Annotated in this window: 14 protein-coding genes and 1 pseudogene; 10 read left to right on the forward strand and 5 right to left on the reverse strand. The window is 70.1% G+C overall.

Annotated elements, in window-relative coordinates; translation table 11 throughout:
- Positions 1 to 29: 29 nt before the first annotated feature.
- The 4 genes from ACIGFK_RS11025 to ACIGFK_RS11040 all read right to left on the reverse strand — a co-directional run bounded on the left by ACIGFK_RS11025 (position 30) and on the right by ACIGFK_RS11040 (position 2,904).
- Positions 30 to 212, reverse strand: coding sequence for a hypothetical protein (locus ACIGFK_RS11025; protein ID WP_376658507.1), 183 nt, complete (start codon positions 210 to 212; stop codon positions 30 to 32).
- Positions 213 to 247: 35 nt separating this feature from the next.
- A complete protein-coding gene (locus ACIGFK_RS11030; RefSeq protein WP_376658483.1) occupies positions 248 to 910 on the reverse strand; it encodes a LuxR C-terminal-related transcriptional regulator in 663 nt (220 codons plus the stop codon).
- A 222-nt stretch (positions 911 to 1,132) separates the two neighbouring features.
- The gene (locus tag ACIGFK_RS11035; protein WP_376658484.1) at positions 1,133 to 2,245 is read right to left on the reverse strand and encodes a sensor histidine kinase; all 1,113 of its coding nucleotides are present in this window, start codon (positions 2,243 to 2,245) and stop codon (positions 1,133 to 1,135) included.
- Positions 2,242 to 2,904 (reverse strand): response regulator, encoded by a 663-nt coding sequence (locus ACIGFK_RS11040; protein ID WP_400051427.1) that lies wholly within the window; start codon positions 2,902 to 2,904, stop codon positions 2,242 to 2,244. Before ACIGFK_RS11040 ends, ACIGFK_RS11035 begins: the two co-directional genes overlap by 4 nt.
- A gap of 361 nt (positions 2,905 to 3,265) precedes the next feature.
- Between ACIGFK_RS11040 and ACIGFK_RS11045 the strand changes: the two genes are divergently transcribed.
- The 5 genes from ACIGFK_RS11045 (at position 3,266) to ACIGFK_RS11065 (ending at position 8,434) form a co-directional block, all read left to right on the forward strand.
- Positions 3,266 to 4,684 carry a protein kinase gene (locus tag ACIGFK_RS11045; protein ID WP_376658485.1) on the forward strand — a complete coding sequence of 473 codons (1,419 nt, stop codon included), beginning with the start codon at positions 3,266 to 3,268 and terminating at the stop codon, positions 4,682 to 4,684.
- A 72-nt stretch (positions 4,685 to 4,756) separates the two neighbouring features.
- Positions 4,757 to 5,314, forward strand: a complete 558-nt coding sequence (locus ACIGFK_RS11050; RefSeq protein WP_376658486.1) for a hypothetical protein — start codon at positions 4,757 to 4,759, stop codon at positions 5,312 to 5,314.
- 31 nt (positions 5,315 to 5,345) lie between these two features.
- A complete protein-coding gene (locus tag ACIGFK_RS11055; RefSeq protein ID WP_400051302.1) occupies positions 5,346 to 7,379 on the forward strand; it encodes a ThiF family adenylyltransferase in 2,034 nt (677 codons plus the stop codon).
- 57 nt (positions 7,380 to 7,436) lie between these two features.
- On the forward strand, positions 7,437 to 8,072 hold the full coding sequence (locus ACIGFK_RS11060; protein ID WP_376658488.1) for a hypothetical protein: 636 nt from the start codon (positions 7,437 to 7,439) through the stop codon (positions 8,070 to 8,072).
- A gap of 209 nt (positions 8,073 to 8,281) precedes the next feature.
- The gene (locus tag ACIGFK_RS11065) at positions 8,282 to 8,434 is read left to right on the forward strand and encodes a hypothetical protein (RefSeq protein ID WP_376658489.1); all 153 of its coding nucleotides are present in this window, start codon (positions 8,282 to 8,284) and stop codon (positions 8,432 to 8,434) included.
- A gap of 17 nt (positions 8,435 to 8,451) precedes the next feature.
- On the opposite strand, the gene ACIGFK_RS11070 is transcribed toward ACIGFK_RS11065, so the two are convergent.
- Positions 8,452 to 11,385: a BTAD domain-containing putative transcriptional regulator gene (locus tag ACIGFK_RS11070; protein WP_400051304.1), complete on the reverse strand. Its 2,934-nt coding sequence runs from the start codon at positions 11,383 to 11,385 to the stop codon at positions 8,452 to 8,454.
- A gap of 259 nt (positions 11,386 to 11,644) precedes the next feature.
- On the opposite strand from ACIGFK_RS11070, the pseudogene ACIGFK_RS11075 reads away from it, so the two are divergent.
- From ACIGFK_RS11075 to ACIGFK_RS11095, 5 genes and pseudogenes are all read left to right on the forward strand, one after another.
- Positions 11,645 to 12,177 (forward strand): annotated as a pseudogene (locus tag ACIGFK_RS11075) (IS5/IS1182 family transposase); the annotation flags it as partial.
- Between the two features lie 529 nt (positions 12,178 to 12,706).
- On the forward strand, positions 12,707 to 13,867 hold the full coding sequence (locus ACIGFK_RS11080) for an acetyl-CoA carboxylase biotin carboxylase subunit family protein (RefSeq protein ID WP_376658506.1): 1,161 nt from the start codon (positions 12,707 to 12,709) through the stop codon (positions 13,865 to 13,867).
- A 130-nt stretch (positions 13,868 to 13,997) separates the two neighbouring features.
- Positions 13,998 to 15,401, forward strand: a complete 1,404-nt coding sequence (locus tag ACIGFK_RS11085) for a diaminobutyrate--2-oxoglutarate transaminase family protein (RefSeq protein ID WP_376658491.1) — start codon at positions 13,998 to 14,000, stop codon at positions 15,399 to 15,401.
- The gene (locus ACIGFK_RS11090) at positions 15,398 to 16,618 is read left to right on the forward strand and encodes a hypothetical protein (RefSeq protein WP_376658492.1); all 1,221 of its coding nucleotides are present in this window, start codon (positions 15,398 to 15,400) and stop codon (positions 16,616 to 16,618) included. Before ACIGFK_RS11085 ends, ACIGFK_RS11090 begins: the two co-directional genes overlap by 4 nt.
- Complete coding sequence (locus ACIGFK_RS11095; protein WP_400051305.1) at positions 16,608 to 17,768, forward strand: hypothetical protein; 1,161 nt, start codon at positions 16,608 to 16,610, stop codon at positions 17,766 to 17,768. The genes ACIGFK_RS11090 and ACIGFK_RS11095 overlap by 11 nt, the downstream gene beginning before the upstream one ends.
- The last annotated feature ends 24 nt before the right edge of the window (positions 17,769 to 17,792 follow it).

A 17,792-nucleotide genomic window follows, 5' to 3' on the forward strand; every position in this document is an offset into this window, starting at 1 on the left:
GGCCCGGCGCTTGTGTTTCCGGCCTGGGATCATCCGCCGTTGCGGGCCCGCCCGTTCTTCTGCACCGCGACATTGGCGCCGGCCAGCATCATGGCGAGCAGCAGGGGAATCACCACCGCCGTGGGACTGTCACCGAAAAGCGGTGCCACGAGCGCCAGGACCAGCAGAATTCCGACCGGGCTCCAGCGCACGGTTTCCTTCATTTTCGACACGCCGATCTCTCCTCTTCCTTCTTCTTTCTCTTCCCTCAACGGCCGACCGGCTGCTGCCCGGGCATACGGGCCGCGAGTTGGCTCCGGTCACGGAAACCCGTCTTCTGCAGGATGTTCGACATGTGGAATTTCACGGTGCTTTCCGCGATGTAGAGGGCCCCGGCGATTTCACCGTTGTTCATTCCCTGGCCCACCAGGGAAACGACCTCGGACTCACGGGCGGTGAGTGCCGGATCGGCGCGGCGCGCACGCGAGGACGTGTGCGCGGCGTGCGGCGCGTGCGGGGCGGCGTGCACCGGAACCGGGACGTTCGGCCCCGGCCCCTGCAGCAGTGGACGTACCAGCGTGGGCGAAATCCAGCCATGCCCCGAGGCCACTTCCTCGACGGCCTCCAGGAAGGCCTCGTCCAGGTCGTCGAGGTCCAGGACGGCCCTCACATCGGCCCGCACCGCCCCGAGCCGGCGGACGTCGCTGCCGTGGGTCAGTGCGGCAACGGGCGTCGAGCCCCGGACTTCTTCGAGTCGGTCGATGTCCACGACCAGTACGTCGCAGCGCGGTGCGTCGTGGATGTCCTCCACCTCGGCCGCATTCCATCCCCGGCCGGTGAACAGCCGCGTCAGCCGCCGCCTGAGCGACATTCTGGCGACGACGAGCCCGACGGTTATGCAATCGCCCTGCGCTGTTGCTTCATCAACCATATGACGGCGAACCATCGATATACCACTTTCCCCCGTACTCAACATGCGTGGCGATCCTAGCTTTCGCAGGGAAACAGCCGCAACCGACAGATCACCCAAAGGCCGAAACGGCCAATCACCCAGCCATCTGCCGGATCCGGACCCCCGCCGGTCGGCGGGGGTCCGGCGCACGGAATCTCCTCCTCGCGCACGAGGCCGCAATCCGGTTCCAGATTTCCCGAATCAATTCCGGGAAATCGGGAAATCGGCCCGGACGAGGAAACCGCCCCCGTGCACGGCCTCGGACCGGAACGTGCCGCCGAGGAGCTGCGCCCGCTCCCGGAGACCCACGAGGCCGTGCCCGCCGCCGGGCAGATCGACGGGATCACAGGAACCGTCCGCCGCCGTGTTCCGGATCTCCACCCGCAGCCTGCCGTCGACGGGCCGGACGTGTACGTGGACCTCGGCGCCCGGCGCGTGCTTCCGTACGTTGGTGAGCGCCTCCTGCACCGTGCGGTAGGCCGCCCGCTCCACCGCCTCCGGCCAGCCGCCGGCCGCCCCGGGCGCGTCCAGGGTGACCCGCAGCCCGCTGTCCCGGGTCAGCGCCGGGATGTCGGCGAGGCGCGGCTGCGGCGCGGGATCGGCGGAGGTGCCCCCGGCCGCCCGCAGCACGCCCACCATGTGCTGGAGCTCGGTGTTGGTCCGCACGGCGAGCTCGCGGATGACGCCCGCGCGCTCCAGGACGGTGGCCTCGTCGAGATCACCGACCTGGAGCGCCCCGGCCTGCAGGCTGATCAGGACGACCTTGTGCGCGACCACGTCGTGCATCTCGCGGGCCAGCCGGGCCCGCTCGGTGGCCAGCGTCCGCTCGGCCAGCAGCCGGTGTTCGCGCTCCCGGCCCTCCCTGACCTCCCGCAGCCGGTCGCGGCGCAGCCGCGCGGACCGGCCCAGGACCACGGAGCCCGCACCGAGCACACAGGAGTCCAGCGCCGCGAGCAGCGTCTCGCGGTTCACGGCGAGCCCGGAGAAGTCGTCGACCGGGTACGGCAGGAACTGCGCGAAGACGACCGCGACGGCGGCCACGCCCGCGACGACCGAGCTGCGGCGCCGGTCGGCGAGGCAGTACAGGGCGATCAGCGGCGCGAAGGCGATGTAGCCGAAGTACAGCCCCGGCAGCCCCGCGAGCAGCGCCAGCTCGGGCACGCACCGCCGCAGGAGCAGCGCGGCGGCCGCTCCGAGCGCGACCCAGATGCCCGGCCCCGGCCCGAGCCCGTTGACAACGATGCCATCCACCACCGCGAGCGCCACGGGCACCGCCGCACGGCCCCACCCCGCAAGCGGCACACGGAGCTTCACCGGGGGACCTCCCCCTCGGCACCGATCAGCCCCGCCCGGTCCGCCACGACCGCCGCCTGTACCCGGTTGACGCCGCCGAGCTTCGCCAGCACCGAGCTGACGTGGTCCTTGACCGTCCCGTGCGAGAGGCACAGCCTGCGGGCCACGTCCCGGTTGGACAGCCCCTCACCGACGAGGGCCAGCACCTGCCGCTCCCGCTCGGTCAGCGCCTCCACGCGCCGCACCGCGGTGCCGTCCCGGCCGGAGGCGAGGTACCCCCGGATGACCGCCTCGGCGGCCTCGGGCGCCAGGACCCGGCCGCCCGCGGCCAGGACCCGTACGGCGTGGACCAACTGCTCGGGGGCGGTGTTCTTCATGAGTAAACCGGCCGCCCCCGCCCGCAGGGCCTCTTCTATGTACTCGCCGCCGCCGAAGGTGGTCAGCATCGCCACGACAGGGGGCGAGGGCAGCACGGCCACCTGCCGCAGCACGGCCAGCCCGTCCACATCGGGCATCCGGATGTCGAGCAGCAGCACGTCGGGCCGCTGTTCCCGGACGACCTCGACGGCCCCGGCACCGCCGCAGCCGGCGACCACCTCTATGTCTCCGGCCGCCCCCAGGATCAACTGAAGCCCGGACCTGACCAGTTGCTCGTCGTCCACAACGGCGACCCGAATCACCATGCGCTCCTTCACGGGCCCGACCGGGAGTCACCGAAGGATACGCCAGTTCGAAGAACGCACTTGCAACCCCGGCCGCCCCGCCCGGGGGGTGCGGACCCCCGCCCGCCGCCCCAAGCAGCTGATCACCCTCCACACCGGCCCGGCCCCACCGGCCGGGGCCCCGCCCCGGCGGGAGTTCCGGTCTGCACACGCGTCGGCCCCGCCGGCCGGGACCGACGGAATGTTTCCCGAATACGCTCAACGGCGAACGCGCAAGTGCCACCATTGAGCCATGTCGGGTATGCGGGGGGCGAACCCCGGGCCTTCGGGGCGCCTTGTACTGGACCGGTACGAGTTACTTGAGCAGTTCCCGGGAGGCATGGCAGAAGTCTGGAAGGCGCACGACCACCGGCTGGACCGCGTCGTCGTCGCCAAGTTCCTCCGCGTCACGGACCGCGGCACCCGTGCGGCGCTCCGCTTCCTCCGCGAGGCCAGGATCCTCGCGGCCATAGACGATCCGCACATCGTCCGCATCCACGACGTGGACGAGACCGAGATATCCGGGTCCTGGCACCTCTACCTGATCACCCAGTTCATCGAGGGCCGCACCCTGCGCGCCGCCGTCCCCAAGGGGCACCGGCTGCCCGTGGCCCTCGCCCTGGACTGGGCGGCCCAGCTCTGCGACGCGCTGGTCCCCGTGCACGCCCGCAACCTCGTCCACCGCGACATCAAACCCGGCAACGTCATGGTCCGGGAGCCCGCCGGCCGACTCGTCCTGCTCGACTTCGGCATCGCCCGTTCCTACACCGCCGTCGGCGAGCTCGGGTACGCCGCCGGCGTGACGGCCACCAGCCAACTCCTCGGCACGCCCGAGTACATGGCCCCGGAACGCTTCCTCCTGGATCCCGTCACCCCCGCCACCGACCTCTACTCCGTCGGCTGCGTCCTCTTCGAGATGCTCGCCGGCCGCCAGCCCTACGTCTCCCACGGGGACTACGGGGAACTCGCCAAGAAGCACTGCCACGCCGTCGTGCCCTCCGTGCGGGACCTGCGCCCGGAGGTGCAGCCCGCCGTGGACGTCCTCGTGACCCGGCTGCTCACCAAGAACCCCGGCCACCGCCCCGCGGACGCACGGGAGATGGCGGCGCTCTTCCGCGCCCTGAGCGCGGCGGCCACCCCGCTGCCCACCCTCGTCGTCACCCCGCAGACGCCGCCGCCCCCGCCCCCGCCTCCCGGGCCCCCGGCCGACCCTGCGGCCGAGGTCGAGGCACGGTGCAACGCCGTGCTGGAGGCGGAGTCCGACCCCGTCGAGCAGGTCAGGCTGCTGGTCGAGGTCCTCGACCACGCGTCCGGCGTGCTGCCCTCCGACCACCACACCGGGTGGCTCGTCGTCCTGCACCTCGCCCGGGCACTGGCCCGGGCCGGGCGGCCCTCCGAGGCCGCCGACCGGCTCGCCCCGGTGGCCGCGCGGGCCCGCCAGGTCCTCGGCACCGACGACGAGCTGGCCCTCGTGTGCTCCCTCAACCTGGCCCGCTACCTGGGTGACGCCGGGCATGCCGGCCTGGCCGCACAGCACCTCCTGGAGATCCTCACCGCCGTCTCCGGAGTCTTCTCCGCCACCGACCCGCGCCTGTCGGAGATCCGCTTCGACCGGGCCCACTGGCTGAACGCCGCCGGAGAACGGGCCCTCGCCGCGGCCGAGTTCGAGGCCCTGTACCAGGACCACGTGACGGCGCACGGCCCCCACGACCCGAAGACGGTGCGGATACGGGAGCTGATCACCAGCGACCCGTCGTGAACGACGACGCGTACCGCCGCACCGCTTCACCGCACCGCTCCACCCACGTTCCCCTGGGGAGGGATGCCGAACATGGCTGACAAGTACGACCTCAACGCGATCCGGGACAGCTTCTTCGCCAGCCAGTCCAAAAACGCGACGGGCCATCAGCAGGAGGTGTACGTGGACCGTGACGGCAAGGTCCTCCTCGGCACCGGCGGCGAGGACGACGCCCCGCTGTCGAGAGTCCCGCAGAGCACCTTCGCCGCCCGCGGTGCGGAGGCCCGGCTGGCCCGCGAGTCCGAGATCGTGCGGACCAAGTTCCCGTCCAACACCTACTACGAGGACGCCCCCGGTGCGGAGGGCTGGGTCTACGAGATCACCACGATGTTCAACCGGACGTACGTGATGTGCGCGCACTTCAACGGCACCGAGTACCAGGTGCGGCTGATCGAACCCGAGCTGGAGACCCTCCCCAGCCACGACGCGCACGGCGTGCACCTCTACAACAGCGGACTGATCTGCCTGTCCGAGCGGCCCGGTTCGGGCCAGCCCACCCTCCAGGACGCCTACGCCCGGTCGGCGGCCTGGGCCCTGGGCGTGGACTTCGTCCGGATGGGCCGCCCCTTCCCCTTCAACCGCAAGCAGTAGCAGCCCACCCGGAGCCGAAGGGACCGATGCCGTGCTGCCCGTACATGTCTTCGACTACGTGATCGACCAGGTGGAGAAGGACATCGGGCGGACCAGGCCCGAGCAGGGCGGTGCCCTGCTCGGGCTGCGCGGCCGCGACGTGCTGACCGGCTTCGTGCACGACGCCCACGCACATGTGACACGGGTCGAGTACAGCAACACCGGCTGGCTGCTGGACGAGATCGGCCGCCAGGAGGCGGCCGGTCCGATCCGGTTCAAGGGCATCGTCCACTCGCACCCGCTCGGCATGCCGCACCCCTCCCGGCAGGACCACCGCGAATACGGCCGCACGCTGGACGCGGTCCCCGACCTCGGGCGCTACATCGCCCCGATCGTCACCCACGACGTCACCACCCCGCTCGACCGGCACGAACTCGCCGTCGAGAACACTCGGATGTCCTTCTTCGGGGCCACGTGGACCGCCCGGGGGGTGCAGCTCCAGCCGCTGCGCCCGGTGGTCGTGCCGCTGGCCGCCGCCCTCCGGGAGGCCGGGATCTTCTGGTCCGACTCCCACCCGCTGACCTGTGTGGTCGGCGGTGTCGCCGGCGTACGGGTCCCCCTGCCGCCGGGCCGGTCCGGGGCCCGGCGGTACCTCTTCGCCACCCCCGACTTCCCGGTGGCGCCGCCGCTGCTGCTGGAGGAGGCCGGGGCCGACGGGCGCCATCCGGAGCTGCTGGCCGGCGAGCTGCCCTGGGACCACCGGGTGCCGGAACGGGAACGGCTCCGCGAGGCCCTGCGGAACGCGGCCGGCTTCTCCGCCGCCTCCGCACCCCCGAGGGGGACCGCGGAGCCCCTCGTCGCCGGTCCGGCCCGCCGGGACGGACTCCCGATCAGCCGGCCCGACACGTCACCGCCGCCCTCCGCACCCCCTGCGCCCCCGCCGCCCGACCCGCACGCGTCGGCGCCCATGGCTGCGCCCGTGCCCGTGCCGCGTCCCGGTCCCCCGCTCCCGCCGGTCTCCCAGGACGCCGCGGCCCGACCCGCCGAACGGCCCCCCGGCCGGATCCGCCGGCTCACCATGCGGGTCGGGATCGGCCGGACCAGGGCGGCGCGCGCCGGGCTGTTCGCCCGCACCGGGGGGCTGTTGTCGCCCGCCCTCGCCGACAGCCACGTCCTGCTCGTCGGCGTCGGCTCGGTCGGCAGCTACCTGGCCGAGGTCCTGGTCCGCTCGGGCGTCGGCAGGATCACCCTGGTCGACCCCGACCGCGTGGAGCCGGCCAACCTGGGGCGCTCGATGTTCGACTCGCGGGACATCGGCCGGAACAAGGCCAAGGCCACCGCCCGGCGCCTGAAGCGGGTGAACCCGCGGCTGAAGGTCACCGTGCTCAAGCGCGAGGTCGCCGCGCTGGACAACCACAGCTGGCAGCAGCGCATCTCCGACGCCCAACTGCTCATCGCCGCCACCGACGACAACCACGCCCAGCAGCGTCTCAACCACCTCGCGTACTTCGTCGGCCGCCCGGCCCTGTTCGTCGGGCTGTACGAAGGCGCGGCGGGCGGCGAGGTCGTGTTCACCACCCCCGATTCCCCGTGCTGGATGTGCGCCACCGGCGGGGTCCGCGAGTCCCTGGGCGAGCTGGGCCACCAGCCGCGCACGGACTACGGGACGGGCCGGATGTACGCCGTACCGGGCCTGTTGACGGACATCCACCACCTCACCGCGGCCGCTGCGAAGATCGCCCTGGCCCTGCTGCACCCGGCGGGCAGCCACGACCGCATCGGCGGCTTCCTGGCCGTCCCGCGGCGCAAGGACCTGTCCATGGCCCTGTTCGCCATGGAACCCGACCACTGGTTCTTCCCGAAGGTGCTGGGTGAGGTCCCGGGCCAGTACGCCTTCCAGAGCATCTGGCCGCGCACCCGGCGGCGGCCCGACTGCCCGGTCTGCGGGGACCTCACGCTGCGCAGCGATCCCCGCGAGCACGGCAGCCGGGGCGACGACGCGGAGATCACCCGGCGGCAGAAACAGGCCTACGAGAAGCGCCAGCACGGCCGGAACGCCGGCAGCGCCGGAGGCCGCCACCGCTGAACCGCACCGGTCAAGGAAACAGCGACGAGCGACGAACAGGGGACGGGTACAGGGACCATGGCCGACGACACGACCGAGGCGATGCGCCGGGCCCGCGAAGCCCGGCTCAAGTACGGCAAGCCCGCAGGCCCGCCCGTACCTCCGGTGACTCCTCCGGCACCCCCGCGGCCCGGGCCGGCCCCTCAGCCGCAACCGGCCCGCCGCCCGGACCCGGTCCCCGTCCGCCACACGCCGCCCCCGCCCCGCTCCCGGGCCGGGCTGGGCGGCCTCGCCGGAGCGGGCCAGGCCGGCGCGCTGTCCCTGCTCCTCTGGCAGGTCATCCTCCTGACCCACTGGACCCTCCCGTTCCAGAAGGCCGCGGAGCTGTCACCGCGCTGGCGGTTCCCGCACGAACTGGCCGCACGGGAAACCGCCTGGGCGGACTTCCACGAGGTGCGCGACTTCGTCCTGTTCCAGGGCCCCGGCCGCGACCTCCCCTGGCTGTACCCGGCCTGCGCCGTCCTGCTGCTCCTCGTCGTACGGGCAGCCAGGACACCGGCCGCACTCCAGGCCGTCCTGGGCTCGGCCGTAGCGCTCTACGGACTGGCCGCCCTGCTGGCGAGCGGCCCGTCCCTACTCTCCCTATGGCCCCTGACCGCCGCCCTCCTGCTCCTGAGCGCGGCCTTCCTGTACTGGATCCGCCTGAGGAACTAGCGCCACACGCGGGACACGCAAAAGCCCCAGGTCACGTAGTGGGTCCCGGGGCTTCGCCGGAGCCGCTGCCCCGTCCCACCAGATACTTCCCTCCAAGGTATGCAGGCGGGAACGTTCCGGGATCGGCCTGTGACACCTTCACGGACGTCGAACACGGATACGCGCCACACTGCGTCCTATCCGCTCGAACAACCACAGGGGGACGAACCATGCACACCAAGCTGATCAGACTGACGGGAATCATTGCGGCTGCCGTCCTGGCGCTCGGGGTCAGTGCGACCGTGCAGGCCGCCGCGACCGGCCACTCGGCCGAGCAGCAGATCCTCGCGGAGGACAAGGGGCCGGCCAGCCCCACTCCATGAGGTCCGTGCCGCCTTCCTCAATGACCGCGGCCGGCCGCCGGAATCTCCATGAGGTCGAACAACTCGGCGGCTGCCAGCCGGTTCTTCCCAGCCGTAGCGCCGTCGCCGAGTCCCTCGGCCGCTTGGGCCAGACCCAGGTACGCGGACGCCTGCTCGGAGCGGAATTGGATTGCCGAGGCGACCTCGAGCGCGTGGGCATGCAACGCCGCCGCCGATGCGTACTGCCCTTGTGCGGTGTGCAGCCGGCCGAGGATGTTCTCGGCCTTCGCCTGGCGGACCGGCGTACCACCGGACCGTGCGAGGGTCTGGGCACGGTCCGCGAGCTCTGACGCCGCATCACTGGCGCCGAGGCGGTACGCCGCCTCGGCGGACAGAGCCAGCACCAGGGCGACATCGCCCTGCGGCGCGCTCTCGTCGCACAACTCGCGGGCCCGTCTCAGACTCGCCTCGGCATCCACGTACTGACCCATGCCCAGCTGGGCGAAGGCCAGATCGGCCAGAGCCATGGTCTCGTTGACCGAGTTCGCGGTGTCCCGCTCCAGCTCAAGGGCGCGGAGGGCGGACGCTGCAGCCTCCGGATAGCGGCCCCATCGTGCGTACAGCGAGCTGAGAATCGTCTGAGTCTCCGCTTCAGTGCGGGCAGTGCCGAGTTCCCTGGCCAGTTCGACCGCGTGCTCCAACAGGGGAAGGGCCTCGTTGTACCGCCCCAGCATCGACATGAGCAGCCCGAGAGTGGACTCACTGTTCGCCTCGGCGTCACGGTCGCCGAGGCGTACCGCGATCTCACGTCCCTCGCGGGCGACGTTGATGCCCTCCTCGAAGTAGCCGAGCTTCCAGCAAGCGGCGCCGAGACTGGACAGGCTGATACTCAGCAGGACCGGATCATCGAGCCGGCGCGCGGCTTGGACCGCGAGGCGGCCGAGTGCCCGGAACTCTTCGAAATAGCCACCCGCATTCAGATGGAAGACCAGGTCGCGGACCAGCCAGCCGGTGTGCCGGTCGTAGCCGAGCCGATCGGCCAGGTCCACGACCGCCAGCAGTCGCTGGTGTTCGCGACGGAACCAGAGGCTGACGGTCTTCTCTTCCGCCAGGTCCGGGAGCTCTCCCTGATACCGAGGGATCCCGGTTGAGCGGGCGGTACGGCCTGGGAACAGCACGTCGCAGGCTACGTTGGTGGCTGTCAGGTAGTAGCTGAGCAACCGCTCGACGGCGTCCGCATCGGTCTGTTCCGTCATCGGTCCGTGCTGGCTCTGGGCGAAGCTGCGTACGAGGTCGTGGAAGGTGTACTCGCCGAATCCGGGCTGTTGGAGCAGATGTACGTCGAGCAGAAGCTCCAGAATGTCCTCGGCATCCCGGACATCGGTGCCGAGCAGCGCGGCCGCCGAGTAAGCGTCGATGCCATCACCGGGATGCAACCCGAGGGCGCGGAACGCGGCGCGGTGCCTGTTGTCCATGGCCAGATACGACAGCTGAAGTGTCGCTGCGACGCTGCGTTCGCCTGAGCTCAGCTCGTCCATCCGGCGGCTCTCGTCCTGCAGTCGCTCGACGAGGTGCCGCACGGTCCACCGGGGCCGGTTGCGCAGCCGCGCGGTGGCGATACGCAGCGCCAGGGGGAGATGGCCGCACAGCTCGGCGAGCTCGGCGGCCGCCTCCGGTTCGGCTTTCACGCGGGCCGGGCCCAGCGTCCGTGCCACCAGCGTGGCACTGTCCTCGGGTGGCATCAGCCCCAGGGAGATCCACTCGATGCCGTCGAGGTCGAGCAACCGCACCCGGCTGGTGATGAGCACGAGGCAGCCGGGGGGAGCCGCCAACAGCGGCTGGATTTGCGCGGCGTCGGAGGCGTTGTCGAGTAGGAGCAGCATCCGGCGCCCCGCCAGTGCAGCCCCCCATGTGGCGGTGCGGCCGGGCAGGTCCTCGGGGATGTGCTCGCTCGGCGTACCGATCGCGCGCAGCAGGATGTCCAGTGCTGTCGATGCCGAAATGGGGAGCTGCTCACCGGGGGTGAACCCGCGCAGGTCCACATAGAGTTGCCCGTCGGGGAACTCCTCGGCCAGCTGGTGAGCGGCGCGTACGGCCAATGAGGTCTTGCCCGCGCCGCCCATCCCGTCGATGGCTGCGACCCGGGCGCTGTGCTCATCCGGCAATCGCTCGGCCCGGACCCGGCTGAGCAGGATTGCCAGCTCCTTGTCCCGGCCCGTGAAATCCGGCAGCGCATACGGCAGTGTGGAAACCGGACCGCGCTGCTCAGCCGGCATCCCGGAGGCAGTGGCGGGCGGCCCACTCTGCGGGGCTGTCAGCTCCGGACTCTCCCGCAGGATCCCCTCGTACAGCTTGACCAGTCGAGACCCCGGATCGATGCCGAGCTCGTCGCCGAGCAACTCGCGCACCTTCCCGTACTCCTCCAGGGCGTCCGCCTGTCGTCCCGAGCGGTACAGGGCAAGCATGAGCTGGCCGCGCAGCGTCTCACGCAAGGGGTAGGCATCGACGAGCGCCCGCAGACTCGCGACGAGCTCGCTGCTTGCGCCGAGCTCGAGGCGCAGTTCGTGGAGCTGTTCGGCTGCGGCGAGACGGCGCTCCTCCAGCGCAGTTGCCGCGAGGCCGATCACCGGGCCGCCCTCACCCGCGAGGACGGGTCCCCGCCACAGATCGAGAGCGCCCTGCAGCTCTGTGCAGGCATCGGTCAGTCTCCCGATGCCCACGGCTTGCGCCGCTGTCTGGATCCGTGCGTTGAAGTCGAGAAGATCGAGTTGGCTGACCGACGTCATCACCCGGTAGCCCGGGCCGTCCGTGCTGATCACCTCTCTACCGGACGGCAGGCGTCGGCGGAGATCGGCGACAGCCTTGCGCACCTGGTGCGACGCAGTCGCAGGAGGGTCCTCCTCCCAGACGGCCTCGACCAGTCTGGCAATCGGTACTACCCGCCCGGGTTCGAGGAGCAGGGTGGCCAGCACTCGCTCTTGGATGGTTCCGCCGAGACGCACTCGTATGCCGCCGGCCCATACCTCGAGCGAGCCGAGTACATGGAACCGGGGTTCCTGTTCGGACGGAAACCCATCCTTTCCCGAGCCTGCGACTGTCATCGATCCTCTATCGCCCATGCAGAATACCCAAGGTCAAAGGCCTGGTTCGGGGATCATAGGCCATCTGCCATGCCGGCAACAGCATATTCAAGGGTGTTGCACAAGGCTGTGAACTGGGCATTTCAAACATATGGCTGGCATGTTGAGGGCTGAACGGGTGTGGGGTGGAGCCGTTCACGGGCTGCGGTGGACGCAGTTTTCGGGGCTGCTGAAGGTGGTGCGGGAGCGCGGTGGCGACGACTCGCTGCGGGGTCGGCCGGTGGGCCTGCCGCCGGCCGAGCGGGTGCTGCCGGTCGCGGTCCGCTACCGGACGAACCTGACCGTGCGGTAGCCGGGCTCGCTGTTCGGTGACTCGCCGGCCACGGTGTGTCGGGTGATCCAGCGGCTCGGGCCGCTGCCGGCACTGGCGCGCTCCCCCGTCCGGCAGACGCCGTGGACCGGTTCCGGCTCGTGGACGGCACCCTGATCCCGGTCCGCGACCCGCAGGTCGGCACCTCCGGCCGCACTGCCGTTTCTCGGCGAACGTGCAGGTCATCGTGGACGCCGATACCCGCCGCGTGATCGCAGCGGCCCGCCCGGTGGCGGGCACCACCGCGGACGCGCACGCCAGGCGCCTACCTCGACTGCGGGATGGTCACCCCGCACCGCAAACGCCCCCGCCGGATGGCGCACGTGATCGGCCGCCCGGCAACACGGCGACGGCCTCCGTCCACCTCGCGGAGCTGATCCGCGGCCACGGGCACATCGAAGCCCTGCACCACGTCAGGGACACCACCTTCGCCGAGGACGCCTTCCACCTGCGGACCGGCAACGCACGCCGCGCGATGGCGACCTGGCGAAATCCGGCCATCGGCACCCTGAAACTCGCCGGCGTCACCACCTTCGCCGCCGCCCTCCGCAGCAACCCCACGACGCCACCCGGCCCCTCGTTCTCCTCGGCCTCGCGTGGTCACTAAACGGACGTCACGCGACTGCGCCGAAGCCCTGAGTACCGGAGGGGGAACGTTTCGGGAACCACCACTGACAACGTCGTCCACATCATGGTGACGACGCGCTAAGGAAGTCCATGTTCAGTTTGCAGCGTGCCCACGCTAACGGGGACCGGTACCTTCTGCTGCTCGGTGCCGATCTGATGTTGCGCGAGCGAGCAATCGTTTCCGCCCTGCGTACCTATCCCGGCCCGGTGATCGGTATGACGGAGGATCCCGTTTCCGGTGCGAACCGGTATTTCGACCACGTCCTCCCGGCCAGTAGCTACAAAGCCAAGCCCGCACTGAAGGCCGTGGAGGAATTCGAGCGGCAGACCGGCCTGAAGCCGGACGCGGTGGTCCCCATCTACGAGATGAACCTGCACGCCTCGGTGGCGATCGCCCACCACTACGGGCTGCCGGCGCTCTCCGACGAAGCGCTCCGGCGCTCGCGGGACAAGCACACGATGAAGGTGGCGTTCGAAGAAGCTGGTGTTCCCTGCGCCCGGCACCGGTTGTTCTCCACCGCTGAGGAGCTGCGAGCAATAGCAGCGGAGCTGGAGTTCCCCCTGGTGCTGAAGCCGAGGGACTTCGCCGGAAGCGTCGGGATCATCAGGGTCAACACGGCTGACGAACTCGACGACGCCTATGAGCACTGCCGTTCCTCGCTCATGGAGGTCTCCGGGACCTTCGATCTCACTGACGGACGCTTCCAGGTGGAGGAGTTCTTCGTCTCGACGCACGAGGTCTCTGTCGAGGTCATCAACTACGAGGGCAGCCGTGCGGTGCTGGCCGTCACCGACAAGAACAAGAGCGCACCCCCGTACTTCGCCGAGACCGGCCAGCTCGTGCCGAGCCGGGAGTCCGGCAACGCTGCACTGCGCGCGCTCGCGCTCAAGGCATGCGAGGCGCTCCACATCGACCGCGGCATCGCCCACGTCGAGATCCTGGTCAACGGGGACGAGTTGAGCGTGGTCGAGGTCGGGGCCCGCCCTGGCGGCGACGGCATCATGGACCTCATCGATCGGGTCTACGGCTTCAGCCCGTACGACCTGCACATTGCGGCGTACCGCCGGATGATCGAGAAGCTGCCGCCGATCCCCGACACGCCACGAGGGATCGCGGCGACCGGCTTCCTCAAGGCCGCCGGCGGCACGATCACCGGTGTGCACAAGCCGCAGGGGTTCGATCCGGTCGAGCGCGCGCTCTATGTGACGGCGAAGCCCGGCGACCACTCCCGCCCGCCCACCTCCTACCTGGGGCGCGAGGGCGTCATCGAGTGCTTCGAGCACGGGCGCGGTCCTGGTGACTCCGAAGAATTCCAGGCGCGGGTGGCGGAGCTGGCGGCGGCACACAGCCAGAACCTCTTCAGCGTCGAACCGTGAGGGCGGAAAGCAGAGCGGAACGGCTCATCGGGCTTGTGCGCGACCCGCTCCGCTTCGCATTCGTCGCCCCTCTCGACCAGGGCATCAAGCAGTCAAACCAGGCTCCTGAGTGGGGCGAAAGGAATTCGCCGTGAGTGCGTCCGTTGTCACCAGTCTCCCGGGGCCCGCTTCGCGGCGGTTGCTGGAGCAGCAGGAGCGGGATGAGTCCTCGGCCCGTACCTATCCGCGACACACGCCGATCGCGGTCGCCGGCGGAGAGGGTTCCTATCTGCACGACGTCGACGGAAACCGGTTTCTCGACTTTCTGTCCGGGGCCGGCGTGCTTGCTCTCGGCCACAGCAATCCCGAGCTGATCGCCGCCGCACAGGCTCAGCTGAATGTCGCGTCCCACATGCTCGACTTCCCCACCGAAGCGAAGTCGGAGTTCTCCACCCGGCTCCTGGGGATGCTGCCCGAGGCGATGCGGGACCGAATGAAGATTCACTTCTGCGGGCCGACCGGTGCGGACGGAATTGATGCTGCGCTGAAGCTCTGCAAGACCGCGACCGGGCGGGCGGACGTGATCTCGTTCCACGGCGGCTTTCACGGCAGCACGCAGAGCACGCTTGCGATCACCGGGCTGCGTGGCTCGAAGGAGCACCTGCACAATCTGATGCCCGGTACGACGTTCTTCCCGTACTCGTACTGCTTCAAGTGCCCGCTCTCTCTGAACCCGGACAGCTGCCAGGTCAACTGCGTGCGCTACCTGGAGAATCTGCTGGCTGATCCGAACGGCGGTGTACGCCTCCCGGCCGCTGTGGTGCTCGAGATGGTTCAGGGCGAAGGCGGGGTGGTCCCGGCCCGGCCCGAGTTCGTCACTGAGCTCCGCCGGATCACGCGCGAGCGGAACATCCCGCTGGTGGTCGACGAAGTGCAGACCGGCTGCGGGCGGACAGGTACGTGGTACGCCTTCGAGCAGTACGGGATCGAACCCGACGTCATCGTCTCGTCCAAGGCCCTGGGCGGAGGCCACCCGGCTTCGGTCATCATCTACGACGAGCGGCTGGACGGCTGGGCGCCCGGCGCGCACACCGGAACCTTCCGCGGCAACCAGCTCGCCTTCGCTGCGGGTGCCGCCCTCATGCGGATCGTCGAGCGCGATGAGGTGCTGGCGCATGTGCTCGAGATCGGGGAGTTCCTCCGTGCGGGACTGGATGCGCTGCAGCTGAACCACGGCATCGGCCCCATGATCGGCGAGGTCCGGGGGCGCGGGCTGATGCTCGGTGTCGAGCTGAACCCGGTGGGCAGCTGGACTGCGAGCGAAGTCGCCGGCCGGGTCCGGATGGCTGCGCTCCGCCGGGGGCTGCTCTTTGAGCTCGCAGGACGGGACGACTGTGTCGCCCGGTTCCTGCCGCCCCTGAACCTCAGCCGCGGAGAAGCTCAGGAGGCCCTGGACATCCTGGGCGCGGCCTTCGCCGAAGTGAGCGCCGAAGCGCTCGGTGCCCACGTCGGCAGCCAAGACGGTAGTCACGAGCAGGAAGGGATCCTCGTATGACGGCAACATCCTCAGTACGTTCGGAAGAGATCAGAGCTTCCTATCAGCGCTTCCCCCGGTGGACGCAACACGGCTGGACGTGGATCACTGGTAAGGCGCTCCCCGGCCAGCAGCCACTGGTTCGCCTGAACCCTGTCACCTACCTGCTCTGCGACTTCGTCGCACTCGCGGTCGGCATCGGCAGTGCCTGGTGGATCGTCGCACGGGGTCCGCTCTGGACGCTCGTACTGCTGCCCTTGTCCTGGTGCCTCACCGCGTCCGCGGCGCGAGTGTGCTCGACGGTGATCGCGCACCACGCCATCCACACCCGTTTCACCGGTCGGATACGGCAGGACCGACTGATCCACCAAGTGCTGTCCACGCTCGTATGCACCGACGACGCGGATCAGTACTACGAGGACCACGTCAATCTCCACCATCGCAAGGAAACCTTCGCGACCCTCGCCGATCCCACCATCCAGCACCTGCTCATGCTCGGCTTCCGGCCCGGCATGTCCACCCGGGCGCTGTGGCGCCGGCTGGCCCTGATGATCGTGTCCCCGCGGTTCCACGGCGAGTTCCTGTACACCCGGCTGGCCCAGAACCTGGTCCGCTGTGCGCCGTACCGACGGGTCATGGGGTTCGCCTACCTGGCCAGCGTTCTCGGCGTGGTGACCTGGCAAGGGGTGTGGTGGGAGTTCACCGTCGCCGTGCTCGTCCCGATGGTCCCGCTCTACCAGGTTGTCGCGCTGCTGGAGTTCCTCAGCGAGCACGCCTGGTTCAAGGCCAAGGACGGCAGCCTGAGCGGCCGGGCCTTCCACGTGTCGCATTCCTGGGGACGGTTCTGCGGTGATCCGCTGCCGCCGAAGGGCCTCGGCCGGTCCGCCGCGTTCCGCGCCTGGTTCCGATGGGGCGCCCGCCTCGTCTGCTACCACATCCCGGCTCGGGTCCTCGTCGTACCCGGCGATCTCGCTCAGCATGACTTCCACCACCGGCGGCCCTCGACCCGAGAGTGGGTACGCGCGGCATACGCCCGTCAGCACGACATCGACGCTGGACACCCCAAGTGGCCCGCGTACACCGACGTCTGGGGGATGGGCGATGCCATCGGCCGGGTGTTCACGATCCTGAGCCAGGAGAAGCCCACCGAATGGGGGCTCGGCGGCGAGAAGAGGCGCACGTCCGAGGGCACGCAGGCAGCGAACTCGTCGTCGAGGATGGTGCAGGATGCCGCGTGACTCCGAGCACCTGCGCGTCGTCAAGTTCGGCGGATCATCCTTCGTGGAGCTGGCGGACTACGCCCGGGTTGCTGCCCATTTGATCGAAATGACCAACGACGGCGACACCGGGGTGATCGCCGTAGTGAGCGGGATGTCCGGCTCCACCGGCCGTCTGCTCGAGGCGGCGTTGGCGGTCGACCCGGACCTGAAGCCGGAGGTGCAGGACCAGGCGCTGGCCACCGCCGAAATGCTGAGCGCCACTCTGCTCCGGGCCGCCCTGCACGCCCAGGGGAGTACAGCGATCGATCTCTGGGCGCACCAGCTGGGCATTGTCGGTGATGACACCGCCACCCGGTCGAAGATCGTCACGATCGACCCCGCGCCCGTGCGCAAAGCGCTGACCGAGCATCAGGTCGTCGTGCTGGCCGGCGGCCAGGCGGTACGGCCCGATGGCCGCATCACCATGCTCGGCCGCAACAGCTCGGACCTCACCGCGGTCGCCATCGCCGGGGCACTCGGCGTCACCGAGTGTGAGATCTACTCCGATGTCCCCGGTGTGTACACCACCGACCCCTACACCGAACCCGCGGCTCGGCTGATGCCGGAGCTGTCCTATGCGCAGTGCGAAGCGATGTCGGACAGCGGGGCCAAGGTCCTGTTCGGCGGGTCAGTGGCGGCGGCCAGGCGGTACGGCGTTGCCATCGCGTGCCGGTCCCTGGGCGACGACCGAGGAACCGTCGTGGGACCCGGAGCGGGCACGACCGCGGTGGTCGGTGACCGCAAGGCCCAGGTCTTCCGGCTCGCAACCGGTGTCGATCCCGGCCAGGTCGCCACGCTGATGCGGGAGACGGGACTCGTCGCCGTGGCAGTGCCCTCCGCCGAGCCCGTCCTGGCGTTCACAGGTGACCAGCGTGGTGTGGCCGAAGCCCTGGCCGGCGCCGGGGTCATGGCCGAGGCCGTGCACGGAACCGCGTTGATGTCGGTCGTCGAACCGGACGGCACCGCCCGGCGGTGGCTGGTCCCACTGGACGAGGTGGACGCCCATGTCCGGCGCGAACACGCCCGGCTGTATCAGCAGCCCGGTTCCACAGATCTGGCGCGCCTCGCACCGAAGGCCCGCTCGGCCAACAGCGGGCTGCTCATCGGTTCCGCCGGCACCAACCCGTAGACCTTCCGGAATGAGGAGAACAAC

This window comes from Streptomyces sp. NPDC085524 (assembly GCF_044541755.1).
GTDB lineage: Bacteria > Actinomycetota > Actinomycetes > Streptomycetales > Streptomycetaceae > Streptomyces.